The organism is Erythrobacter sanguineus (assembly GCF_900143235.1).
In the GTDB taxonomy this organism is placed as follows: domain Bacteria; phylum Pseudomonadota; class Alphaproteobacteria; order Sphingomonadales; family Sphingomonadaceae; genus Erythrobacter; species Erythrobacter sanguineus.
This window is the reverse complement of sequence record NZ_FRDF01000014.1, coordinates 65,671-88,292: the sequence shown is the minus strand read 5'-3', so window position 1 is coordinate 88,292 and position 22,622 is coordinate 65,671. Positions and strand designations below refer to the sequence as shown.

Sequence of the window (22,622 nt, the reverse complement as noted above, 5' to 3'; positions counted from 1 at the left end):
GACGGTTTCGCGTCATTCTCCAATAATTCAGTCGGGGCTTTGGCCGCTGCGGCGAACCATTCGCCTATCCGCCAGCGACCTCCAGCACGATCTTGCCGATATGTTCGCCCGCTTCCATCCGCGCATGGGCGGCTGCAGCTTCGGCCAGGGGGAGGGTCATGTCCATCACCGGCGACAGCTCGCCATCGGCAAACAGCGGCCAAGCATTATCGGCGATCTCGTCAGCCAGCGCGGATTTGAAGTTGTCGGTGCGCGGACGCAGGGTCGATCCGGTCAGCGTCAACCGCCGCATCATCACCAGCGCCATATTGATATCGGCCTTGGCCCCGCCCAGCACCGCGATGGTGACATGGCGGCCATCTTCGGCAAGGCATTTGCAATTGCGCGCGACATAATCGCCCGAAACCATGTCGAGCACGATGTTCACGCCCTTGCCCGCCGTGTGCGCCATCACCGCCTCGGCAAAATCGGTCTCGCGGTAATTGATTGCCAGATCGGCCCCGATCCGCGTCGCTGCGGCGCATTTGGCCGCGTCGCCGCAGGTGACGATCACCTCCATCCCGAACGCCTTGGCCAGCATGATCGCCATTGTCCCGATGCCCGATGTGCCGCCATGCACCAGCACCCGCTCGCCATCGCGGGCCAATCCGCGCTCGAACAGGTTGTGCCATACGGTGAACAGGGTTTCGGGGATGGCCGCAGCCTCGGCCAGCAGCATGCCCTGGGGAACCGGCAGGCAATGCTGCCAATGCGCGGCGCAATATTCGGCATAGCCCCCGCCCGGCGTCAGCGCGGCGACAAACTGCCCGATCATTTCACGCGGGACTTCGCTGCCGACCGCAACGACCTCTCCCGACACTTCCAGCCCCAGCAGCGGCGATGCGCCCGGCGGCGGCGGATAGACCCCGGCACGCTGAAGGCAATCGGGGCGGTTGACCCCGGCATAGGCAACACGGATCAGCAGATCATCAGGGCGCAGGAGCGGCAAGGGCAGCGTCTCGACCTGCAGCACATCCGGCCCGCCGGGCGCGCTGAATCCGATTGCAGCCATTGTTTTGGGAAGGTCTGTCCCCGACCCTGCGACCATTATCTTGTCCCCCTGAACATGCCCCGATAAACATGTGGCCTGTTAACCACATCGAAGGCGCGAATAACCGCCTTGCCGATTGACAGCAAGCCGCTTGGCTTGCGATGCTGCGTTCGAATGGAAGAACCCGATCTCCCCAGACCCAAAGGCGACGCAGCCTCGCGCCTCGCCGCCGAAGATCTCGGCCCCTATTCGCAGGCCGAGCTGGATGATCGCATCGCCCTGCTCGAAGCGGAAATCGCGCGGGTTACGGCGCATCGCGGCAAAGCCGCCGCCCACCGCGCCGCCGCCGACGCGCTGTTCGGAAAGCCTGCCGGGTGAGCCAACCCGGTTTTCCTCCGGCACCCGTACAATGGGATTCGCAATTTGCAGCGACCATCCCATATACTGCCGCAACGACTCCCCCCGCTCGCTCGTCACGAGCATCCCTCGCCCTCCCATAGAGATTTCCCATGCCCAGCTTCGCACAGAACCTCGAACGGACCCTGCACAACGCGCTCGGCAACGCGTCCGAGCGCAAGCACGAATATGCGACTCTGGAGCATCTGCTGCTGGCGCTGATCGATGATGAGGATGCCGCCGCGGTGATGGGTGCCTGCGGGGTGGACCTTGCCGAACTGGGCGAGGTGGTGAAACAGTACCTCGATCAGGAATATCAATCACTTAAGACGGAGGACGGGGCCGATCCGCAGCCCACCGCCGGTTTCCAGCGGGTGATCCAGCGCGCGATCCTGCATGTGCAATCATCGGGCAAGGACACCGTCACGGGTGCCAATGTGCTGGTCGCGCTGTTTTCCGAACGCGATTCCTACGCGGTCTACTTCCTCCAGCAGCAGGACATGAGCCGGCTGGATGCGGTGAGCTATATCAGCCACGGCATCGGCAAGGGCGGCCGCCAGATCGAAGGCAAGACCCCGCAAGGCGCCGACAAGGCGGACGAACCGGCACAGACCAAGGACAGCGCCAACAAGAAGGAAACCGCGCTCGACCAGTTCACCGTCAACCTCAATGCCAAAGCCGAAGCGGGCAAGATCGATCCGCTGATCGGACGCGGGCCGGAGGTTGACAGGACGATCCAGATCCTGTGCCGCCGGTCGAAGAACAACCCGCTTTATGTCGGCGATCCCGGCGTCGGCAAAACCGCAATTGCCGAAGGGCTTGCGCGCAAGATCATCGAAGGCGACGTGCCCGAGGTGCTGCAGGAAGCGGTGATCTACTCGCTCGACATGGGCGCGCTGCTGGCCGGCACGCGTTACCGCGGCGATTTTGAAGAACGCCTGAAGCAGGTCGTCACCGAACTGGAGGCGATGCCGCACGCGGTGCTGTTCATCGACGAGATTCACACCGTGATCGGTGCAGGCGCGACCAGCGGCGGGGCGATGGATGCCTCCAACCTCCTGAAACCCGCCCTTTCGAGCGGCGCGATCCGCTGTATTGGCAGCACCACCTACAAGGAATTCCGCAACCATTTCGAAAAGGACCGCGCCCTTCTGCGCCGGTTCCAGAAAATCGACGTGAACGAGCCCACGATCGAGGACACGATCAAGATCCTGAAAGGTCTGCGTTCTGCGTTCGAGGATCACCACAAGGTGAAATACACCCCCGATGCGATCAAGACGGCGGTCGAGTTGTCGGCGCGCTATATCAATGATCGCAAGCTGCCCGACAAGGCGATCGACGTGATCGACGAAGTCGGCGCGATGCAGATGCTCGTCCCGCCCAGCCGCCGCAAGAAAACCATCACCGCGCGCGAGATCGAAATGGTGATCGCGACGATGGCGCGCATCCCGCCCAAATCGGTCAGCAAGGACGACAAGAAGGCGCTCGAAAACCTCGAACGCGATCTGAAACATGTCGTGTTCGGGCAGGACGAGGCGATCCAGCGGCTTTCGACCGCGATGAAGCTGTCCCGCGCAGGTCTGCGTGATCCGGACAAGCCGATCGGCTCGTTCCTGTTCTCCGGCCCGACCGGCGTCGGCAAGACCGAAGTCGCGCGCCAGCTCGCCAGCATCATGGGGATTGAGCTGAAGCGCTTCGACATGTCGGAATATATGGAGCGTCATTCTGTCTCCCGCCTGATCGGCGCGCCTCCGGGCTATGTCGGCTATGATCAGGGCGGGCTGCTGACCGATGCGGTCGATCAGAACCCGCATTGCGTGCTGCTGCTGGACGAGATCGAAAAGGCGCACCCTGATCTGTTCAACATCCTGTTGCAGGTGATGGATAATGGCCGCCTGACCGATCACCACGGCAAGACGGTCGATTTCCGCAACGTGGTGCTGATCATGACCACCAACGCCGGCGCGTCCGACATGGCGCGCAGCGGAATCGGGTTCGGCGATGTGTCCAAGGAAGACGCCGGAACCGAGGCAGTGCAGAAGATGTTCACGCCGGAATTCCGCAACCGGCTCGATGCGATCGTGCCGTTTGCCTATCTCGGCAAGAGCACGGTGGCCCGCGTTGTCGACAAGTTCATCCTCCAGCTCGAACTGCAACTGGCGGAACAGAACGTCCATATCCAGTTCGACAGCGATGCCCGCAGCTGGCTGGCGGACAAGGGTTACGACAAGCTCTATGGCGCGCGCCCCATGGGCCGGTTGATCCAGGACAAGATCAAGCAGCCGCTCGCCGAGGAACTGCTGTTCGGCAAGCTGTCCGACGGCGGCGAGGTGCATGTCACCGTGAAGGACGGCAAGCCGAGCTTCGAAATGACCCCGGCCCCGCCCAAGGTGAAGCCCAAGCGGAAAGCGCCAGCAAAGAAGAAACCCGCTGCAAAGAAACCCGCGCCCGAGGCGGGCGAAGGCTGAGCGGCGCACATCCGAAACAAGGGGCGCGGTCGGGGAAACCTGTCCGCGCCCTTTTCGTTTGAACAAGCGTGAGCGCCCCCTTTGCCTGGATCCGGCCCGAACCGTGGGGCATCCATATCGTCCCCGCCGATACGTGGGTCGATCCCTCGCGCGCCGTGCCGCGCGCGCTTGTCACCCACGGCCACGCCGATCACGCGCGCGGCGGGCATGGCGAGACGCTGGCCACCCCGGCAACGCTGGCGATCATGCAATTGCGCTACAACACGCAGGCAGGCGCAGTCCCGGTGGATTACGGCGAGAGCATCGCGATTGGCGGCGGGGTGCGCGCCACCTTCCTCCCCGCCGGTCACGTGCTCGGCTCGGCGCAAATCCTGCTGGAGCGCGCAGGCGAGCGGGTCATCATCACCGGCGATTACAAGCGCGCACCCGATCCCACCTGCGCGCCCTTCGCAGTCACCCCCTGCGACATCTTCATCACCGAGGCGACCTTCGGCCTGCCGGTATTCACCCATCCACCGATCGGAGAGGAGATCTCCAAGCTATTGAAATCACTGTCGGAAAATGCGGAAGGCAGCGTGCTTGTCGGCGCTTATGCGCTGGGCAAGGCGCAGCGGGTGATCGCCGAACTGCGCGCAGCGGGACATCATGACACCATCTTTCTGCATGGCGCGATGGAGGCCATGTGCCGCCTTTATGAAGAACAGGGCGTGGCGCTCGGCGATCTTCGGCTGGTCAGCGATGCGCCGTCAAAGGACGCAATGCGCGGGGCCATCGTGCTCGCGCCGCCATCCGCCCTCAATGACCGCTGGAGCCGCCGCCTGCCCGCGCCCCTAACCGCAATGGCGAGCGGCTGGATGCGGGTGCGCGGCCGCGCCCGCCAGCGCGGGGTCGAGCTGCCGCTGGTGATTTCCGACCATGCCGACTGGAACGAGCTGACCACCACCATTGCAGCTGTGAACCCGCAGGAAACCTGGATCACCCACGGACGCGAGGAAGCCCTGCTGCGCTGGTGCCAGCTCAATCAGCGCCGCGCCCGCGCGCTGGCGCTGGTGGGGTATGAGGACGAGGACGACTGATGGAGGAGTTCGCCGCGCTTCTCGATGCCCTGGTCTATACCACCAGCCGCAACCGCAAGCTGGCGCTGATCGCTGCCTATCTGCGCAGCCAGCCCGATCCCGATCGCGGCTGGGCGCTGGCTGGATTGACCGAGGGGCTGAATTTCCCCGCGGTCAAATCCTCGACCATCCGCAATCTGATGATGGAACGGATCGACCCGGTGTTGTGGGCGCTCTCCCGCGATTTTGTCGGCGATACGGCGGAGACAGCCAGCCTGCTGTGGCCCGGGCCGGAGGATGCCGCGCCGCAAACCCCTCTGTCGCTGGCGGAGGTGGTAGAGCGCCTGTCCGACCTCACCCGCGCCACCGCCCCGAAAGAGCTTGCCGACCTGTTCGACCGGAAGGACGCCAAGGGCCGCTATGCGCTGATCAAGCTCGCCACCGGCGGGATACGCGTGGGCGTGTCGGCGCGGCTGGCCAAGACCGCCTTTGCGCAGGCCTTTGATGTCGCGGTGGAGGAGGTCGAGGAATATTGGCACGCGCTCGTCCCGCCCTATGCCGAATTGTTTGATTGGGCCGCGGATGGCGCAACCCCGCCCGATCTGGCAGGCGTACCGCGCTTCCGGCCCTTCATGCTCGCGCATCCGCTGGAGGACGGGGAGATCGATCTTTCAGACTATGCCGCCGAGTGGAAATGGGACGGCATCCGCGTGCAACTGGTGCGCACCACCAATCATGAAGGGCGCGCCGAAACGCGGGTCTATTCACGCTCGGGCGACGATATCTCCGCGACCTTCCCAGAATTGCTGGGCGCGCTGCCGGTGGACGCTGTGCTGGATGGCGAATTGCTGGTGCGCGGCTCCGCGCAAGGCGGTGAAGCAGGCGGCGCGGCGAGTTTCAATGCGCTCCAGCAAAGGCTCGGCCGCAAGACGGTGTCGGCCAAGATGCTCAAGGAGTCCCCTGCCTTCGTGCGGCTCTATGATGTGCTGCTGTGTGAAGGCACTGACTGGCGCGAGGCCCCATGGAAGTTGCGCCGCGCGACTTTGGAAGCCCTGATGCCGCACCTGCCCGCCAGCCACTTTGACCTGTCCGCATTGGTCGAGGCCGATGATTTTGCCCACCTCGCCCGCATCCGTGAAAGCGCGCGTGACGCGGCGATCGAGGGCCTGATGCTCAAGCACCGCGACAGCCCTTACGTGGCGGGGCGCAAGGCGGCGCTGTGGTACAAGTGGAAGCGCGATCCGCTGCTGGTGGATTGCGTGGTGATGTATGCCCAGCGTGGCAGCGGCAAGCGCAGCAGCTTCCATTCGGATTTTACTTTCGGCTGCTGGGACGGCGATCCCGATGCGGGTGCGGAACTGTTGCCGGTGGGCAAGGCCTATACCGGCTTCACCGATGCCGAATTGAAGCAGCTCGACAAATTCGTGCGGCAGAACACGCTGAACCGTTTTGGCCCGGTGCGCGAAGTGAAGCGTGAACTGGTGTTCGAGGTCGCGTTCGATTCTGTCCACACCTCCAAACGCCACAAATCGGGCATCGCCATGCGCTTCCCCCGCATCCACCGCATCCGCTGGGACAAGCCCGCGCACGAGGCGGACAAGATCGCTGCGCTGCGCGCATTGATAAAGGACTGACCGCAGCCTACCTCACCCGCAGATCAACGGGAGAGAACCATGTCCTACGCCACCGCAGCGCTGGCCACTTACGCCAATACCCTCGGCACGCTCGACAACCTCGTCGCCAAGGCGGAGAGCCACGAAAAGGGCGAAGCACTGCTGCAAGCGCGGCTGGCCGAGGACATGTTCCCGCTCCACACCCAGATCCGCTTCACGCTGGATCAGGTGGTGACCGCTCTCAAGCGGCTCGGGTCAGTGGATCTCACCTCGGACGAAAGCGACATTACCAGCTTCGCCGATGCGCGTGCGCGGATTGCCGCCACACAAGCGATGGTCGCCGCAACCGATGCCGCCACCTGGCCTGCGAGCGGCGACACGGTGGAGTTCACCGTCCCCAACGGCATGGCCTTCGCGATGCAGGCGCACGAATATTGCCGTGATTGGGCAACGCCGCAGGTCTATTTCCACCTGATGAGCGCCTATGCGATCCTGCGCATGGAAGGCCTTGCGATCGGGAAGATCGATTACGTCGGCTACATGCTGAAATATCTCAAGCAGCCGGCAAGCTAGTCTAGCGCCGCTGCCACCGCCTCGGCATGATGCTTCGCGTTTTCGGCGTAATGCGCCACGCCGATGCGCATCCCCGCAATCGCAGCGTCATCCAGATCGCGCATCTTGCGCGCCGGACGCCCGCCCCACAATTCGCGCGGCTCCATGACCTTGCGCTCGGTCAGCATCGCGCCTGCGCCCAGCATCGCGTCGCTGCCGATCACGGCCTTGTTCATCACGATCGCGCCCAGCCCCACGAAACCGCGATCGTGGATCGTGCAACCGTGAACCATCGCCATGTGGCCGATCAGCACATCATCGCCGATCACCAGCGGGCAGCCATCGGGATCACCAGGGCGCGGCGGGTCGCAATGGAGGATGCTGCCGTCCTGCACATTGCTGCGCTCGCCAATGCGGATGCTGAACACGTCGGCGCGCAGCACGCAATTGTACCAGATCGAAGACCCTGCGCCGATCACCACATCGCCGATGATGGTGCAGCCCGGGGCGATGAAGGCGGTGTCGTGGATCTGCGGCGTCTTGCCATGGATCGGGATGATGTTGACGCCGGGGCGATGAATCATGACTGGGCCTCCCATTGCTCTTGGTTGAGCGAATACTGGATCATCGGATTGTCGGCCGGAGGGAACGCAGGGTCGGTGAAATCGAGGTCTGCGCGCCGCTCCATCCCGAGCTTTTCCATCAGCCGCCAGCTGCCGCGATTGGCCAGTGAGGTCAAGGCGACGAGGTGCGGTGCGCCATGCTGCAAGAACGCCCAGTCGACCACCGCAGACATCGCTTCATGAGCATAGCCCCGACGCCAGCGTTCCTCGCACACCAGCCAGCCGATCTCGTGATCGCCGATATTCGCCGCGAGCGGATTGTCGACTCGCTTCATCCCGCAATGACCGACCATTTCGCCCGTGTCCCGTTCCCACATCATCATGAAGCCGAAGCCGTCGCTCTGCCACAATGCCTGGGTGCGGGCGTGCTTTTCAGCGACCTGTTCGCGGGTCTTCACCCCACCCAGATGCTTCATCACCGATGGCGTGTTGAGCAATCGCAGCTGGCGGTCGATGTCGTCCGGCACGATGCGCCGCAGTTCAAGCCGCGCGGTGACGAGAACCACCTCACCCATTCAGCAGACGCGCGACATGCGCGGCGTGATAGGTCAGGATCCCGCTGCATCCGGCGCGCTTGAAGGCGATCAGCTTTTCCAGCACCAGCGCATCACGATCGCCAATCCCGGCCGCCTGCGCGGCCTCGATCATCGCGTATTCGCCGCTGACCTGGTAAGCGAAAACCGGCACGTCAAACCGCTGCTTCACCCGGTAGATGATGTCGAGATAGGCGAGACCCGGCTTCACCATCACGCTGTCGGCACCTTCGGCAATGTCCATTGCGACTTCACGCAGCGCCTCGTCACCATTGGCGGGGTCCATCTGGTAGGTCTTCTTGTCGCCTTTCAGCAACCCGCCCGAACCCACCGCATCGCGGAACGGGCCGTAAAAGGCGCTGGCATATTTGGCAGCGTAGGACATGATCTGGACATTGGAATGCCCGTTAATCTCCAGCGCCATGCGGATCGCGTGGATGCGCCCGTCCATCATGTCCGACGGGGCGATGATGTCCGCCCCGGCATTGGCCTGGTTGACCGCCTGATCGACCAGCACCGCCACCGTTTCATCATTCACGACATAGCCGGCATCATCCACCAGCCCATCCTGCCCGTGCGAGGTATAGGGATCGAGCGCGACATCGGTCAGCACGCCGACCGAATCCCCGCATGCATCCTTGATCGAACGGATCGCGCGGCACATCAGGTTGTCGGGATTATGCGCTTCGGCCCCGTCGTCGCTGCGCAATTCGCGCGGGGTGTTGGGGAACAAGGCCACCACCGGAATACCGAGCGCCGCCGCCTCTTTCGCGCGGGCGACGATGCCATCGACCGACCAGCGCGAGACGCCGGGCAGCGTTGCGATCGGTTCCTCCACGCCCTCTCCTGCCGTCACGAACAGCGGCCATATGAGATCGGCAGGGGTGAGCATGGTTTCGCGGTGGAGCGCACGGCTCCAGCCATGGGCGCGGCTGCGGCGCAGGCGGGTGTTGGGATAGCTTCCGGTCATGGGCGCAAGGTTTAGGCGCAATCGGCCGCGCCCGACAAGCTCTCGTTACAGCGAGCGTGGCTGTCCGGTCCGCTTGGCGAGGTCGATTTTCTCGATCTCGCGCACCGGCTCCTCGACCTCGGTCGGTAGCGGTTCGAGATCCTTGAGCGCCGCGCCGGTTTCCACCTCCTTCAGGCGGATCAGCTGGCGGCGGAAATCGATCAGCTCGGTGCCGGTCAGCTCGGCGCGGGTGACAAAGGCGACGCTGGCCGGATTGATCGCCTGCCCGCCGCGATACATCTCGTAGTGCAGGTGCGGGCCGGTCGAAAGGCCGGTGGAACCGACATAGCCGATCACCTGCCCGCGCCGCACCTGCTGGCCGCGGCTCACCGCCATGCGGCTCATGTGGCAATAGCGGGTGGCAAGGCCTCCACCATGCTCCAGCCGCACCGCGATACCGCAGCCGCCCGCGCGCCCCGCAGCGCTGACCCGGCCATCGCTGGCTGCGACGATCGGCGTGCCATGACGCGCCTTGAAGTCCATCCCCGCATGCATCCGGCGATAGCCAAGGATCGGGTGGCGGCGCATCCCGAAGCCCGAGGTAATCGCCCCCGGCACCGGTGCCAGCAGGCCGTTGCGCTGTTCACCCACGCCCGAAGCCTCGTAAAACCGCCCGTCCTTGCCCCAGCGCATCAACTGCGCGCGCGGTTTGCCGCCGCGATCGACCCCGGCATAAAGCAATTGTCCCGCCTGCCGTTCGCCGGTGGCGGCGCGGCGATAGGCAAGGATGATGTCGAATTCGTCACTGGCGCGCACCTCGCGCTCCATGTCGACCTGGGCATCGAGCGCCTTCAGGTATTCCTGCACCGCGCTGGCCGGGACGCCCGCCTGCCGCATCGAGCGATACAGGCTGGAACCGACCGTGCCGCGCACGCGCAGCGGGGTTTCATCGACGCGAATGATGTTGCGTTTCAGCGCGAGGGGTCCGCTCGGGATGACAGGGGTGCCGTCCTCGGCGGTTTCACCCACACCGGGGCGGGTCAGTTCAAGTTCCAGATCGAAACGCGCGCGAAAGGCGAGACTGTCAAGCGGGCGCGGTTCACCCGGAGCGGGACGACGACCGAGCAGCACGTCGATCTGCGTGCCGGGGGTAATGTCGGCCAGCGGCACCGTTTGACCGACCAGTGCGGCGGCGCGATCAATGTCGCTGGCCGCAACACCGGCACGGCGCAGCATGGTGGCGAAACTGTCCCCTGGGGCAAGCGTGACCATCAGCTGGATCTGCGGGCGTTCGGGCGCGTTCTTGAGCGGGATCACCTGACCCGTCGGCCCCATGCGGCGGCCCGAATCCGCGCCCAGCGCCAGCGGCAGGATCATCTGGCTGCGCAACTCGCTGGTGACTTCCTCGTCCTGCGGCATGGCAGGGCGCGCTTCCAGCGGAGTAAGGTCAGGCCAGAACGCCAGCGCCAGCGCGCCAAGGCCGATCATCGTGCCAAGCCCGCGAAACCAGCGGCGGCTGCCGATATCCTCGGCCAGATCAGGCGCGAGATCGATCCCGTCAAACCAGCGCGAGGCGGCGAGCTTCCATTCGTCATGGCGTTCGCTGAAACCATTGACCCGCGCGACCACCTTGCGTCTGGCCTCCTGCGCCGGGCCTGGCTGGGCGAGCTTCTGCGAATTGCGCAGATAGGGCAGCAGACCGCGCGCGGTTTCCGGATCGAGCGCGGGGGTCGGGTCGACAGGCGACGACGGGCCCTCGGCAGGGCCGTCCTCTGCCTCGGGCAGATCGCTCAGATTGCGCGCATGGTCCAACATCATTGCCCCGAGAGCCGCACCCGTCACCGGCGTGCCGGGCTCAGGCTTGTCGCATTTCCTACACCGATCAAAGTAAAGTCCGCGTTAACCAGCGACCAAACGCATCAAGGGTGCGATAAGTTGTTTCCCTTATGCCCCGGCGCGGCTCGTGCGCGGCCTTGCTCCGCCCCGCCAAGCCTGACACAACCGCGGGGCCGTGACCTTCCCCGCCCATCCCCGTCCCGCCACAGCGCGAGATCGCAGCTCTGCGGATGATCGGGTGCGCGCGGTGCTTGGCCCGACCAACACCGGCAAGACCCACCTCGCGATCGAGCGGATGTGCGGCCATTCGTCCGGCATGATGGGTTTTCCGCTGCGCCTGCTCGCGCGCGAGGTCTATGACCGGGTGCGCAGCATCAAGGGCGACAAGGCCGTGGCGCTGATCACCGGCGAAGAACGGATCGAGCCTCCGCAAGCGCGCTATTTCCTCTGCACCGCAGAGGCCATGCCAAGGACGATGGGCGAACACGCCTTTGTCGCCATCGACGAGGCACAACTGGGCGCGGACCCCGAACGCGGGCACATCTTCACCGACCGGCTGCTGCATGCCCGCGGGCGCGAAGAGACGATGATCCTCGGTTCGGCCACGCTCGAACCAATGATCAAGGCACTGATTCCCAAGGCCGAAATCACCACCCGGCCGCGATTTTCAACGCTTTCCCATGCGGGTATCTGCAAACTTTCGCGCCTGCCCAAACGTTCCGCCGTGGTCGCCTTTTCGGTCGAGCAGGTCTACGCCATGGCCGAGGCACTGCGGCGCTTCCGCGGCGGGGCGGCGGTGGTGATGGGCGCGCTCTCGCCCGAAACCCGCAACAAACAGGTTGAGTTGTTCCAGTCGGGCGAGGTCGATTACATCGTCGCCACCGATGCCATCGGCATGGGGCTGAACCTCGATCTCGATCACGTGGCCTTTGCCGCGCTTGCCAAGTTCGACGGGCGGCGCAAGCGGCGGCTCACCCCGTCGGAAATGGCGCAGATCGCCGGGCGTGCCGGGCGGCACCAGCGCGACGGCACCTTCGGCACGCTGTCCGGCATGAGTGCGGTGCAACAAGGTGAACCGCTCGCCTTCACCGATGAAGAAATCTACGCGACCGAAGAACACAGGTTCGCGCCGCTGACCCACCTGTTCTGGCGCGAGGCAGAGCCCCGGTTCGATACGCTGGGAATGCTGATCGCCGATCTGGAATCCCGCCCCGACCATGCAGTCTTGCGCGGCGCGCCCGAGGCGATTGATCTGGCTGTGCTGAAACGCCTCGCCGAAGACCCGGTGGCGCAAGGCGTGGGCGGCGCCGGAGCAGTGCGGCGGTTCTGGGAAGCCTGCTCACTCCCCGATTTCCGCAGCCTTGGGGTGGAACAGCACGCGCGCTTCGTCGCGCGGCTGTGGCAAGACCTCGGCCAGGGCTATCTGGGCGCAGATTTCGTCGCCGCGCGCATTGCCGAGCTTGACCGGATGCAGGGCGACATCGACACGCTGCAAGGGCGAATCGCGGCGGTTCGCTCTTGGGCTTACATTTGCCAGCGGCCCGATTGGGTGCTGGCGCGCGACGAAATGGCAGCGCGGGCTCGCGCGGTCGAGGCGAAGCTTTCGGATGCGCTGCACGCGCGGCTGACCGAACGCTTCGTCAACCGGAGGACGACACTTTTGATGAAATCGCTGGGGCAGGACGCAAGCGCGCTGCCAGTCACCCTTGAGCCCGATGGTCATCTGACGGTCGAGGGCGAAAGCATCGGCAGGCTTGAAGGCTTCCGCTTCCATGTCGATCCTTCGGCGGGGGTGGCGGACCGGCGGATGCTGCTGGCGGCGGGGGAAAAGGCCCTGCCCGCGCTGCTTGCCAGCCGCGCCGAATGGTTGCTGACGCAAGGTCTGGGCGAGCTGGAAATTGCGGGCGGCGCGATCCGCTGGCAGGGCCAAGGACAAGGACGGGCGCTGGCCGAGATCACCTTTCCGGGCCAAGCTGGTTCGGGCCAAGCTGGTTCGGGGCAGTTCGGTTCGCCCCGGCTGGCGCTATCGCGCGATCTGGCGCTGCTGCCCGAGGTGTCGCGCGCGAGCCTCGAGGCAGGCCTTGCTGCATGGCTGGAAGCGCAACTCGAACCGCTCGCCCCCTTGCGCAAGCTGGCCGAGGCCGCGCGCGACCCCGAGGCCGGGTCGCAGGCGCGCGCGCTGATCATCACCCTGATCGAAGCCCGCGGCGTGGTCAGCCGCGAAGAAGCGGGACTGGAGCATCTGCCCAAGGAAATGCGTCCCTTCCTGCGCAAGCTGGGGGTGACCTTCGGCGCGCTCGATATCTTTGCCGCGCCCTTGCTCAAGCCCGCGCCGCGCCGCTTGCTGCACGCACTCGGCCTCGACCAGCGGGCGGTCAATGAAGCCATGCTACCGGTGCTGGCCGAAGGTGCGTGGACAAAAGGCCGGCTGCCCGCCGGATACCGGTTTGCCGGGACACAGGCGATCCGGGTAGATCTGGCCGAGAAAATCCTGCGCGCCGCCTTCGACGCGCGCGCTGGCGTTGCAGCGGCCCATCCCAAGGACCGCAATGTCCGCTTCCCGCTCGATCTGGCGCTGGCTGTCTCGATCGGGCTGGAGGCCGAAAACGCCCGGCGGCTGTTGGGCAACGCAGGCTTCCATTGCGACCGTGCCCGCCCGCTTCCCGAAGGGGCGCATGGCGCTCCGGCCCCAGACCGCTGGCACTGGCGTCCGCGCCGCCCGGGCGAGCGCGGCGAACAGCGCGGCCAGAACCGCGGCGATCGGCAAGGCAACAGGCGAGGCAAGGCTCCGGAGGCCCGCGCGCCCGGCTCCAGGGACCACGAGAAGGATAAGGCCAAGGATAATGGCATTCCCGATAAGCGCCCTGAAAAGCGGCCCGGCAAAGGCGAGCGTCGCCCCGATCGGCCGGCGCGACCGGCGCCGAAACCCGATACCGGCCCGGCGCGCGCGGGCGGCGCGTTCGACAAGCTGGCGGATCTGCTGCGCGGATGATCGGGGCCGGCGCGACCGGCTGCGAGGGGCCGATTCGCGGCCCTTCGATCCGCATCGACCGGCTGCTGGTCTATCTGCGCTTTGCCCGCACCCGCTCCGCCGCGCAGGCGTTGATCGACACCCACGCTTTGCGCCGCAACAGAAAACATGTGCTGCGCGGCAGCGAACAGGCGCGTACCGGGGATGTGCTGACGATTGCGCTGGGCGACCGTGTGCGGGTGATCGAACTGCTCGCTCTGCCCGACCGGCGCGGCCCGCCAGCGCACGCCCGTTCCCATTATCGTGAGGTTGACGATGGCAATCTTGACCCTAAAGGGCAAATGTCCCTAGCAGCGTCGCCTCACGAGGCTGATGTGCAGCCCGATCAACCCGAAGATTTCCCGTGAAAGAGCCGCAATGACCTACGTCGTCACCGAAGACTGCATCAAGTGCAAATATACCGACTGTGTCGAAGTCTGCCCGGTCGATTGTTTCTACGAAGGCGAAAACATGCTGGTGATCAATCCCAGCGAATGCATCGATTGCGGTGTGTGCGAGCCGGAATGCCCGGCCGAGGCGATCCTGCCCGATACCGAGGACGGGCTGGAGAAGTGGCTCGAACTGAACACGACATATTCGGCTCAGTGGCCCAACATCACCAGCCAGAAATCCCCGCCCGACGATGCCGACGAGCACAAGGGCGAAAAGGACAAGTTCCAGAAGTATTTCAGCACCGAACCCGGCGAGGGTGATTGATTTTGCCTGCGAAGCTGCGAATCCGCAGCTTTACGCAGGCGCAGGCAAACGCCGACTCGCAATTTTGTTGCGGGCGTGCTATATGGAAGTCACACCGCGCGGTCTTGGGTCGATAATCAAGGGCTGGCGCAGGCGTTGAAACCAGGAAGGCCACATACCAGCAACCCCCTCCGGACGATCCGATCCCGGCGCTTTCGTTCCATCCGGAACAAGGTCGCGCCGCCCGGCAGATCGTCCCTCTCCCCCTGCCGGTATGGCCCATAGAAAGGAACTTGCATGGCAAGCACCGCAAACGCATTCACCGTTGGTGACTATGTTGTCTACCCCAAGCACGGCGTGGGCCGGGTGATCGAACTGCAGAGCGAGGAAATCGCCGGAATGCAGCTCGAACTCTACGTGCTGCGCTTTGAAAAGGAACGCATGACGCTCCGCGTGCCGGTCAACAAGGTCGAATCGATAGGGATGCGCAAGCTGTCTTCCGACAAGACCCTGAAGCAGGCGATGGAAACCTTGAAGGGCAAGCCCAAGGTCAAGCGCACCATGTGGTCGCGCCGCGCCCAGGAATACGAAGCCAAGATCAACTCGGGCGACCTGGTGTCGATCGCCGAGGTGACCCGCGATCTGTTCCGCCCCGAAGACCAGCCCGAACAGTCCTATTCGGAACGCCAGATCTTCGAGGCCGCTTCCAGCCGCCTCGCGCGTGAACTGGCAGCGATGGAAGAAACGGACGAGCCGGCCGCGCTGAACAAGATTCTCGACGTGCTGCGCGAACACGCCCCGCAATATTACGAGAGCGCCGAGGAAGGCTGACGCTTTCACCGCATTGTGAACACATCAAGGGCTGCCCCCGCCGGGGCAGCCCTTTTTGTTTGTCCGGCTTGCGCCACCCGGATTAGTGTATTATATCGGCAACACGCTAAACACGCCTCGGAGAAAATCATGATCAACCCGTTCTTCAAGCGCATGGCCCCGCTCGCCGCGCTCGCACTCGGCACTGCCCTTTCGGGATGCGACGGCACAAATATCCGGATCAACGGCAAGGAAGGCGTGCCGCTGGCCGAACTCGACATGAGCGGCCCGGCGCCGACCGAACTGGTGCTGTCCTCTGGCGACCAGGTGATCCTCACCGAAGGCGCGGCGTTCAATCTCACGGTCGAAGGCGAAAGCACCGATAGCTTGCGCTTCGTGCGCGACGACAAGCTGATCGGCATCGCCCGCGAGGATGGCTGGAAGGATGGCGGCCAGGCCACGATCCGCATCACCATGCCCCCGCCCGAAGAACTGGTGATCGCCGGCAGTGGCAGCGTGAAGGCGCAATCGCTCGCCAACACCTCGTCGATCAATATCGGCGGTTCGGGTTCCGTCGAATTCGCGAGTGTCGCTGCCGAGACCTTCGAGGTGAACATCGGCGGCAGCGGCAAGATCAAGGGCGCAGGCACGGCCCAGCGGCTGGAAATCAATATCGGCGGTTCGGGCGATGTCGATCTGGCCGGGCTCAAGGCCGACCGCGCCGAAGTGGCGATCGGTGGTTCAGGCGATGTCGCCTTCGCCTCTGACGGCACGGTCGAAGCCAGTATCGCCGGCGCGGGTGACGTGAAGGTGACAGGCAGCGCCAAATGCACCGTCAACGCCTTCGGGTCGGGCACACTGACCTGCAATCCGGCAGCGGCAGAAACCGCACCGTCCGCCCTGCCTGCCGAAGAACCCGCAGAATAGATTTGCATTTCGCCGGGGAGCGCGCGACACACCATGCATGCGCGCTCCTCAGCTTCTCGCCCTTGGGCTTGCCTCGCTTGCCCTGCAAGGCTGTCTTGCCCGTGCGGCGGTCGATGTTGTCACCCTGCCGGTGAAGGCGGTCAGCGCCGGGGTGGATGCGGCGACCACCAGCCAGTCCGAAGCGGATGAAAAGCGCGGGCGAAAGCTTCGCAAGCGCGAGGAGCGGATTGGCGCGCTCGAACGCGATTACACCAGGGCGATGAAACGCTGCGGTAATGATGATGATGCGGCATGCGAGCGCGCTCAGGCGATCCGCGCCGAGCAGAAGGCGCTGATGCAGGGTGTGCCGGTAGAGCCTGACCGCGATTAGCCCGCCGGGGCGGCCGCCCGCCGCAAGCGGTCGTTGATCGCGCGGCCCACGCCCTTGTCCGGCACTGGGGCGATGGCAATCCGGCGCTGATCGGCGCGAGCGGCTTGGTGAAGGCAGGCATAGAGCTGCGTCGCCGCTTCGTTGACGTCACCACTCGCCGACAGCGTGCAGTCACCGGGAACCGCGCCGAAGCCGATCAGGAATTCGTCCGGCGCGGCCCCTTGCGCATTCAGCCGCACGGGTTTGCCCGGCGCATAATGGCTGGCGAGCTGGCCCGGAGCCTCTATCCGCGCTTCGATGCGCGCTTTGGCCCTCCCGGATTGACCACTCACCGGCAGGCCCGTGTCGAAGTGGTGGCGGTGGAGAGCGTCGCTATCCACTGGCCCGGGCCGCAGCTCCCTCCACGTCCCGTGACGGTCGATCGCCAGAATTGTCGATTCCAACCCCTGCGACGTCGGTCCGGCATCAAGCACCAGATCAATCCGCCCATCGAGCGAGGCAAGCACATGCTGCGCCGTCGTCGGGCTGATGAAGCCCGAGCGGTTCGCCGAAGGCGCGGCGAGCGGAAACGGCACGGCCTCAAGCAGCGCGCGCATCACAGGGTGACTCGGAGCGCGCAGCGCGACTGTCGGGAGGCCTGCCGTCACAGCCTCGGCCAGAACGGCCTCGTCCCTTTTCGGCAGAACCAGCGTCAGCGGGCCGGGCCAGTGGATCCCTGCGGCAAGATCTGCTTCGTCGAGCCACTCGGCATATTCCGCCGCCTGCTCCGCATCGCGCACATGCACGATCAGCGGATTGAAATCCGGACGTCCCTTCGCGGCATAGATCTTCGCCACCGCCTCGGCGCTGTCGGCCCTTGCGGCGAGGCCATAGACCGTTTCGGTCGGCACCGCGACCAGCCCGCCCGATTCGAGGATTTGCACCGCTTTTGCGATTCCTGCGGCATCTGCCAGCACCACTTCCGTAACGTTCTTGCCGCTCATGGGCCAAGCGCTATAGACTGGCGCGCGCCCTGCCAAGTGTGCGGCGCATCGCCTCTCCTTCACGCCAGCCCCACAGGATTCCTTGCCGTGACCCCCTTTACCCCGCCCACCGCCGACCAGCTGCTCGCCATCCGCGTCAATGCCGGGATCGAGGAGCTTGCCCAGTCGGATCGCTTCGCCCATGCCGAACCTGATCTGGTCGAAGCCATCGTCGAGGGAGTCGGCCAATTCGCCGCCGGAGAATTCGCGCCCTTGAACCGCATCGGTGATCTGGAGGGCGCTCGCCTTGAAAACGGCGTGGTGCGCCTGCCCGACGGGTTCCGGCAAGCTTACGACGCCTATGTCGAGCAAGGCTGGAACGCGATTGCCTCGCCCGAAGCCTTCGGCGGTCAGGGCCTGCCCTTCACCCTGTCGTGCAACGTGCTGGAGAACCTCGGCGCGGCCAATATGGCGTTCACGCTGCTCCCCATGCTCTCGGTCGGCGCGATCGAGGCGCTGGAACATCACGGCAGCAAGGGCCAGCAGGCGAAATACCTGCCCAACCTTGTCAGCGGACGGTGGTCGGGGACGATGAACCTGACCGAACCGGGCGCAGGCAGCGATGTCGGCGCGCTGCGCAGCACGGCGGAACCGATCACGGAAGGCCCCCACGCCGGAAACTACAGGATCACTGGCCAGAAGATCTACATCACCTGGGGCGAGCATGATCTTGCCGACAACATCATCCACCTCGTCCTCGCCCGCCTGCCCGGTGCGCCGGAGGGTTCGCGCGGGATCAGCCTGTTCGTGGTGCCGAAATATCATGTGAATGCCGACGGAACGCTCGGCCCCCACAATGATCTGCGCTGCGTCAGCCTTGAACACAAGCTGGGCATCAATGCCTCGCCCACCTGCGTCATGTCCTATGGCGACAACGGGGACTGCATTGGCGAGTTGGTGGGCCACGAGAACAAGGGCCTCGCCGCGATGTTCACGATGATGAACAATGCCCGCATCAATGTCGGCAACCAGGGCGTGCAGATCGGAGAGCGGGCGACCCAGCAGGCGATGGCCTATGCCCGCGACCGGGTGCAATCGGCGCGCGCCGGGTCGCCCGACAAGACCCCCGTGGCGATTATCGAACATCCCGATGTGCGCCGCATGATCCTGCGCATGAAGGCCCTGACCGAGGGCAGCCGCGCGCTGCTCTATTACTGCGCAGGCCAGGTCGATCGCGGCAATCTGGGGGACGAGGCGGCAAAGAACCGCGCCGACATCATCGTGCCGCTGATCAAGGCGTGGGGCACGGATATCGGGGTGGAAGTGGCCGGGCTCGGCATCCAGATCCACGGCGGCATGGGCTTTGTCGAGGAAACCGGCGCGGCCCAGCACTGGCGTGATTCCCGCATTGCCCCGATTTACGAAGGCACCAACGGGATTCAGGCCGCCGATCTTGTGACCCGCAAGCTCGGCCTTGATGGCGGTGAGGCAATGGTCGCATTGTTCGACATGATCGCGCGCGAAGCCGCAGGAGAAGCCGCGCTGGCCAGCCTCGCACAGGATTGCGCCGGGATCGCCCGGTGGATGCGCGACGAGGCGAGCCTCGATGATCGGCTCGCAGGCAGTGTGCCGTTTTGCACAATGGCCGCCGTCACGGTCGCCGGATGGCAGCTGATGAAGCAGGCCGCAGCCGTGGCCGAAGGCGCCGCGCCCGCGCTGGCATCGACCAAGCCGGTGACCGTGCGCTTCTTCCTCGACCGGATCGTGCCCGAAGCAGCGGGCCTCAAGGCAGGCGCAACCGCCGGGGCCGAGGGGCTATACGATCTCCCTGCCGAAGCGCTGGTCGGCTGACATGACGGGCGGGGACGAGGTCTGGGAACGGATCGCGGCCGCGCTCGAACGGCTCGCCCCCGCCCCGGTGCGGCCGACAGACTGGCTTTCCCACCCCGCCTATGTGTGGGAGGGCGAGTGGGCGCGCAACGTTCCGGTGCTGGATGCATTGCCGATGGGTCGGCTGCACGGCATCGACGCGCAGAAAGTCGCGCTGCGCAACAATTGCGCCCGGCTGGCGCATGGCGCTGCGGCACATGATGTGCTGCTGTGGGGCGCGCGGGGCATGGGCAAATCCGCGCTGGTGCGCGCCGCTGTGGCCGACGTGCAGGCGGAAAAACCCAAGGCGCTGGCGCTGGTGCAGCTTGCCCCCGGCGCACTGCCGACCTTCCCCACGCTGATCGCAGAGCTTGCCGGGCAGAGCCGCGCTGTCCTGCTGTTGATCGATGATCTTGGCTTCGGCGCGGATGGCCGGGCCGAGATGCTGGCCTTGCGCAGCCTGCTGGATGGCGGGGTTGCCGCGCGGCCGCCGCATATCCGCATCATCGTGACCGCCAACCGCCGCGCCATCACCATGCGCGAAGATACCAGCTCCGCGCTGCACGAACGTGACGAGCGTGACGATGCGCTGGCGCTGGCGGATCGTTTCGGGCTGACGCTGGGGTTCCACCCGGCGGACAAGGACACCTATCTCGCGATCCTTGAAGGCTATACCGCGCCGCTCGGGCTTAGCTTCGACGCGGAGGAGGCCATGGCCTTCGCCATCCAGCGCGGCAACCGGTCAGGCCGCACCGCGCTGCAATTCGCCACCGAACTGGCGGGGCGCGCTGGTATTTCCCTTTAGTTCTGCTGCCCGGCCTGCTGGCGCAGGTAATCCTCCTCGAACACCGCGCGCGGATCGCGCAGCTCGCGCTGGGGCGGCAGGCGTTCGCTGGTCAGCCGTGCAATCGCCGCGGCCGGCGAGGCCGAGGGCGAACGCACCCGCCAGATGATCCCCGCCGTATCGTCCGACACCAGCAAGGCGCCGTCGCCCGCCCATTCGACCCAGGTCGGGCGACCGCGGGTGGTGCCCTCGCCGGTCAGGAACCCGGTCAGCACCGGCTGCGGCTTGCCCACCGGATTGCCGCGCGCATCAAACGCCACATAGACCACGTCATAGCCCGAGGGCGGCTTGCGGTTCCACGATCCGTGCCGCGCCACGAAAACCCCGCTGGCGAAATCATCGCCCATCACATGGCCTTCACGCGCGAACACCATGCCCAGCGCCGCGACATGCGAGCCGAGCGCATATTCGGGCTTGCGGGTATATTCCATCAGATAGGCCGGCATCGGCGTTTCGACCCGGCGATCAATATTGTTTTTGAAATAGATCCACGGCCAGCCGTATTGCGCGCCCACCGGCACATTGGTGAGATAATCCGGCACCAGATCCGAACCAAGCATGTCGCGTTCGTTCACCGTGGTCCACAGCTCGCCGGTCCAGGGGCTGAAATCCATCCCGTTCGGATTGCGCAGGCCGACAGCGAACTGGCGCTGGCGACCGGCCTCCAGATCATATTCCCAGATCATGGCGCGGCCTTCTTCGGCCTCCATCCCGGCCTCGCCGATATTGCTGACCGATCCGACCGCAACGAACAGGCTCTTGCCGTCGGGCGCCAGCTCCACGTTGCGCATCCAGTGGCCGCCCCCGCCGGGCAGATCCATTAGCTTGCGCGGGGTGCTGGTGACCTTGTCGGTGCCAAGCGTGTAGGCAAAGGCCAGCACGGCATTGTGATTGGCGACATAGAGCGTGCCGTCCTGCCAGCTCATCCCCGAAGGGGAATCGAGCCCTTCTTCAAGCAGCACCTTCTGCGTTTCGGCGGTGCCATCCCCATCGGCATCGCGCAGCAGCACGATTTGGTTGGCCGATTCGCCCGCCGATCCGGCCTTGGAAAACAGGAAGCCTTCGATCCAGCCGCGGATCGTGCCCATGATCCCGCCATTCCCGCTGTCTCGCTTGGGCGCACGGGTTAGCGCCACCAGCACATCGCCATTGGGCAGGGTGTAGAGGGTGCGCGGATGATCCAGCCCTTCGGCAAAGCGTACAACCTCAAGCCCCTCGGCCGGAACTGGCGCCTCGTCCGCTTTCCAGCCCACCGGCTCGGCGATCTTGACCGTCGGGAAACTTTCCGCCGCAGGTTCCTGCAGAACGGGATCGGTGCCAGCGACCTCCTCAACCGTCAGATCCGCGGTGTCGCCACGGGAAAGCCAGAATAGTCCGCCTCCGACCAACAGGACGACGACAAGGACAGCGATTGCGATTTTGCGGGATAATGCCATGTGAAGGGAGATAGAGCCGCCCCGCCCCGGCGGCAACCTGCAAGACAGCAAAGGCCCCTTGTCCGATGTATGATTTCAAGCCCGATCCCGCGCTCGATCCGGCAGAGACGCACCGCCAGCTGTGCGAAGCCGCCGACGCGCTGACCGCGGGCGAGCCGGACGCGGTTGCCAACATGGCCAATGTCGCGGCGCTATTGTGGGATTTCCTGCCCGATCTCAACTGGGCGGGCTTCTACCGCGTCGCGCCAAGCAAGGACGGCGCGGGCAGCGAACTGGTGCTTGGCCCGTTCGTGGGCCGTCCGGCCTGCATCCGCATCCCCTTTGGCGCAGGCGTGTGCGGGGCGGCGGCAGAAACCCGCGCCACGCAATGTGTCGCGGATGTCCACGCCTTTCCCGGCCATATTGCGTGTGATGCGGCCAGCCGATCGGAACTGGTGGTGCCGGTGCTGCGCGATGGCGCGGTGATTGCTGTGATCGATTGCGACAGCCCCTCCCCGGCACGCTTCACGCAAGCCGATGCGACCGGGATCGAGGCGCTCGCCGCGCTGCTGGCCGACCGCATCTGACAGATGCGCGCGTCTGACCGGCCCGAAACGGGACAGCGCCCACAGCATCGCTTGGGAACAAGGGGTGGTGGATGGTA

Annotated in this window: 21 protein-coding genes; 14 read left to right on the top strand and 7 right to left on the bottom strand. The window is 65.2% G+C overall.

What is annotated here, in order from left to right; all coding sequences use genetic code 11:
* Positions 1-64: 64 nt before the first annotated feature.
* Positions 65-1,051, bottom strand: coding sequence for an NAD(P)H-quinone oxidoreductase (locus BUA05_RS12045; protein WP_072675258.1), 987 nt, complete (start codon positions 1,049-1,051; stop codon positions 65-67).
* Between the two features lie 153 nt (positions 1,052-1,204).
* On the opposite strand from BUA05_RS12045, the gene BUA05_RS12040 reads away from it, so the two are divergent.
* The 5 genes from BUA05_RS12040 to BUA05_RS12020 all read left to right on the top strand — a co-directional run bounded on the left by BUA05_RS12040 (position 1,205) and on the right by BUA05_RS12020 (position 7,135).
* Positions 1,205-1,408: a DUF1192 domain-containing protein gene (locus BUA05_RS12040; protein WP_072675257.1), complete on the top strand. Its 204-nt coding sequence runs from the start codon at positions 1,205-1,207 to the stop codon at positions 1,406-1,408.
* A 131-nt stretch (positions 1,409-1,539) separates the two neighbouring features.
* The gene (gene clpA, locus BUA05_RS12035; RefSeq protein ID WP_072675256.1) at positions 1,540-3,894 is read left to right on the top strand and encodes an ATP-dependent Clp protease ATP-binding subunit ClpA; all 2,355 of its coding nucleotides are present in this window, start codon (positions 1,540-1,542) and stop codon (positions 3,892-3,894) included.
* A 68-nt stretch (positions 3,895-3,962) separates the two neighbouring features.
* Positions 3,963-4,970 (top strand): ligase-associated DNA damage response exonuclease, encoded by a 1,008-nt coding sequence (locus tag BUA05_RS12030; RefSeq protein ID WP_072675255.1) that lies wholly within the window; start codon positions 3,963-3,965, stop codon positions 4,968-4,970.
* Complete coding sequence (locus BUA05_RS12025; RefSeq protein WP_072675254.1) at positions 4,970-6,583, top strand: cisplatin damage response ATP-dependent DNA ligase; 1,614 nt, start codon at positions 4,970-4,972, stop codon at positions 6,581-6,583. Before BUA05_RS12030 ends, BUA05_RS12025 begins: the two co-directional genes overlap by 1 nt.
* A gap of 39 nt (positions 6,584-6,622) precedes the next feature.
* Entirely contained in the window at positions 6,623-7,135 is a 513-nt protein-coding gene (locus tag BUA05_RS12020; RefSeq protein WP_072675253.1) for a DUF1993 domain-containing protein, read from the top strand.
* Here BUA05_RS12020 and BUA05_RS12015 read toward each other — a convergent pair.
* From BUA05_RS12015 to BUA05_RS12000, 4 genes are read right to left on the bottom strand one after another with little or no spacing between them, the layout of a single operon-like run.
* A complete protein-coding gene (locus BUA05_RS12015) occupies positions 7,132-7,698 on the bottom strand; it encodes a gamma carbonic anhydrase family protein (protein ID WP_072675252.1) in 567 nt (188 codons plus the stop codon). The two genes, BUA05_RS12020 and BUA05_RS12015, sit on opposite strands and share 4 nt — an antisense overlap.
* The gene (locus BUA05_RS12010) at positions 7,695-8,252 is read right to left on the bottom strand and encodes a GNAT family N-acetyltransferase (RefSeq protein ID WP_072675251.1); all 558 of its coding nucleotides are present in this window, start codon (positions 8,250-8,252) and stop codon (positions 7,695-7,697) included. The genes BUA05_RS12015 and BUA05_RS12010 overlap by 4 nt, the downstream gene beginning before the upstream one ends.
* The gene (gene hemB / locus BUA05_RS12005; protein ID WP_072675250.1) at positions 8,245-9,240 is read right to left on the bottom strand and encodes a porphobilinogen synthase; all 996 of its coding nucleotides are present in this window, start codon (positions 9,238-9,240) and stop codon (positions 8,245-8,247) included. Before hemB ends, BUA05_RS12010 begins: the two co-directional genes overlap by 8 nt.
* A gap of 45 nt (positions 9,241-9,285) precedes the next feature.
* Positions 9,286-11,037, bottom strand: a complete 1,752-nt coding sequence (locus tag BUA05_RS12000; RefSeq protein WP_245790186.1) for a M23 family metallopeptidase — start codon at positions 11,035-11,037, stop codon at positions 9,286-9,288.
* Between the two features lie 313 nt (positions 11,038-11,350).
* On the opposite strand from BUA05_RS12000, the gene BUA05_RS11995 reads away from it, so the two are divergent.
* The 6 genes from BUA05_RS11995 to BUA05_RS11970 all read left to right on the top strand — a co-directional run bounded on the left by BUA05_RS11995 (position 11,351) and on the right by BUA05_RS11970 (position 16,868).
* Positions 11,351-14,047, top strand: coding sequence for a helicase-related protein (locus tag BUA05_RS11995; protein WP_084662656.1), 2,697 nt, complete (start codon positions 11,351-11,353; stop codon positions 14,045-14,047).
* Positions 14,044-14,433, top strand: coding sequence for an RNA-binding S4 domain-containing protein (locus tag BUA05_RS11990; RefSeq protein WP_245790185.1), 390 nt, complete (start codon positions 14,044-14,046; stop codon positions 14,431-14,433). The genes BUA05_RS11995 and BUA05_RS11990 overlap by 4 nt, the downstream gene beginning before the upstream one ends.
* 10 nt (positions 14,434-14,443) lie before the next feature.
* On the top strand, positions 14,444-14,782 hold the full coding sequence (gene fdxA, locus BUA05_RS11985) for a ferredoxin FdxA (protein WP_072675248.1): 339 nt from the start codon (positions 14,444-14,446) through the stop codon (positions 14,780-14,782).
* A gap of 276 nt (positions 14,783-15,058) precedes the next feature.
* Positions 15,059-15,592, top strand: coding sequence for a CarD family transcriptional regulator (locus tag BUA05_RS11980; protein ID WP_072675247.1), 534 nt, complete (start codon positions 15,059-15,061; stop codon positions 15,590-15,592).
* 129 nt (positions 15,593-15,721) lie between these two features.
* Positions 15,722-16,498, top strand: a complete 777-nt coding sequence (locus BUA05_RS11975) for a head GIN domain-containing protein (protein WP_072675246.1) — start codon at positions 15,722-15,724, stop codon at positions 16,496-16,498.
* A 37-nt stretch (positions 16,499-16,535) separates the two neighbouring features.
* The gene (locus BUA05_RS11970; protein ID WP_072675245.1) at positions 16,536-16,868 is read left to right on the top strand and encodes a hypothetical protein; all 333 of its coding nucleotides are present in this window, start codon (positions 16,536-16,538) and stop codon (positions 16,866-16,868) included.
* Here the strand turns inward: BUA05_RS11970 and BUA05_RS11965 are convergent.
* Positions 16,865-17,851, bottom strand: coding sequence for an L-threonylcarbamoyladenylate synthase (locus tag BUA05_RS11965; RefSeq protein WP_072675244.1), 987 nt, complete (start codon positions 17,849-17,851; stop codon positions 16,865-16,867). The two genes, BUA05_RS11970 and BUA05_RS11965, sit on opposite strands and share 4 nt — an antisense overlap.
* An 87-nt stretch (positions 17,852-17,938) precedes the next feature.
* Here BUA05_RS11965 and BUA05_RS11960 point away from each other — a divergent pair, with 87 nt between their 5' ends.
* Positions 17,939-19,681 carry an acyl-CoA dehydrogenase family protein gene (locus BUA05_RS11960; protein ID WP_072675243.1) on the top strand — a complete coding sequence of 581 codons (1,743 nt, stop codon included), beginning with the start codon at positions 17,939-17,941 and terminating at the stop codon, positions 19,679-19,681.
* Between the two features lies 1 nt (position 19,682).
* Complete coding sequence (locus tag BUA05_RS11955; protein WP_072675242.1) at positions 19,683-20,504, top strand: DUF815 domain-containing protein; 822 nt, start codon at positions 19,683-19,685, stop codon at positions 20,502-20,504.
* Here the strand turns inward: BUA05_RS11955 and BUA05_RS11950 are convergent.
* Complete coding sequence (locus tag BUA05_RS11950) at positions 20,501-21,979, bottom strand: PQQ-dependent sugar dehydrogenase (RefSeq protein WP_072675241.1); 1,479 nt, start codon at positions 21,977-21,979, stop codon at positions 20,501-20,503. The two genes, BUA05_RS11955 and BUA05_RS11950, sit on opposite strands and share 4 nt — an antisense overlap.
* A gap of 65 nt (positions 21,980-22,044) precedes the next feature.
* Between BUA05_RS11950 and BUA05_RS11945 the strand changes: the two genes are divergently transcribed.
* On the top strand, positions 22,045-22,545 hold the full coding sequence (locus BUA05_RS11945) for a GAF domain-containing protein (RefSeq protein WP_072675240.1): 501 nt from the start codon (positions 22,045-22,047) through the stop codon (positions 22,543-22,545).
* Positions 22,546-22,622 lie beyond the last annotated feature (77 nt).

Bases quoted from the DNA above. Each gene is read 5' to 3' on its own strand.
- BUA05_RS12045 (WP_072675258.1), bottom strand. From the start codon at position 1,051: ATGGCTGCAATCGGATTCAGCGCGCCCGGCGGGCCGGATGTGCTGCAG.
- BUA05_RS12040 (WP_072675257.1), top strand. From the start codon at position 1,205: ATGGAAGAACCCGATCTCCCCAGACCCAAAGGCGACGCAGCCTCGCGC.
- clpA (WP_072675256.1), top strand. From the start codon at position 1,540: ATGCCCAGCTTCGCACAGAACCTCGAACGGACCCTGCACAACGCGCTC.
- BUA05_RS12025 (WP_072675254.1), top strand. From the start codon at position 4,970: ATGGAGGAGTTCGCCGCGCTTCTCGATGCCCTGGTCTATACCACCAGC.
- BUA05_RS12020 (WP_072675253.1), top strand. From the start codon at position 6,623: ATGTCCTACGCCACCGCAGCGCTGGCCACTTACGCCAATACCCTCGGC.
- BUA05_RS12015 (WP_072675252.1), bottom strand. From the start codon at position 7,698: ATGATTCATCGCCCCGGCGTCAACATCATCCCGATCCATGGCAAGACG.
- BUA05_RS12010 (WP_072675251.1), bottom strand. From the start codon at position 8,252: ATGGGTGAGGTGGTTCTCGTCACCGCGCGGCTTGAACTGCGGCGCATC.
- hemB (WP_072675250.1), bottom strand. From the start codon at position 9,240: ATGACCGGAAGCTATCCCAACACCCGCCTGCGCCGCAGCCGCGCCCAT.
- BUA05_RS12000 (WP_245790186.1), bottom strand. From the start codon at position 11,037: ATGATGTTGGACCATGCGCGCAATCTGAGCGATCTGCCCGAGGCAGAG.
- BUA05_RS11995 (WP_084662656.1), top strand. From the start codon at position 11,351: ATGTGCGGCCATTCGTCCGGCATGATGGGTTTTCCGCTGCGCCTGCTC.
- BUA05_RS11990 (WP_245790185.1), top strand. From the start codon at position 14,044: ATGATCGGGGCCGGCGCGACCGGCTGCGAGGGGCCGATTCGCGGCCCT.
- fdxA (WP_072675248.1), top strand. From the start codon at position 14,444: ATGACCTACGTCGTCACCGAAGACTGCATCAAGTGCAAATATACCGAC.
- BUA05_RS11980 (WP_072675247.1), top strand. From the start codon at position 15,059: ATGGCAAGCACCGCAAACGCATTCACCGTTGGTGACTATGTTGTCTAC.
- BUA05_RS11975 (WP_072675246.1), top strand. From the start codon at position 15,722: ATGATCAACCCGTTCTTCAAGCGCATGGCCCCGCTCGCCGCGCTCGCA.
- BUA05_RS11970 (WP_072675245.1), top strand. From the start codon at position 16,536: ATGCGCGCTCCTCAGCTTCTCGCCCTTGGGCTTGCCTCGCTTGCCCTG.
- BUA05_RS11965 (WP_072675244.1), bottom strand. From the start codon at position 17,851: ATGAGCGGCAAGAACGTTACGGAAGTGGTGCTGGCAGATGCCGCAGGA.
- BUA05_RS11955 (WP_072675242.1), top strand. From the start codon at position 19,683: ATGACGGGCGGGGACGAGGTCTGGGAACGGATCGCGGCCGCGCTCGAA.
- BUA05_RS11950 (WP_072675241.1), bottom strand. From the start codon at position 21,979: ATGGCATTATCCCGCAAAATCGCAATCGCTGTCCTTGTCGTCGTCCTG.
- BUA05_RS11945 (WP_072675240.1), top strand. From the start codon at position 22,045: ATGTATGATTTCAAGCCCGATCCCGCGCTCGATCCGGCAGAGACGCAC.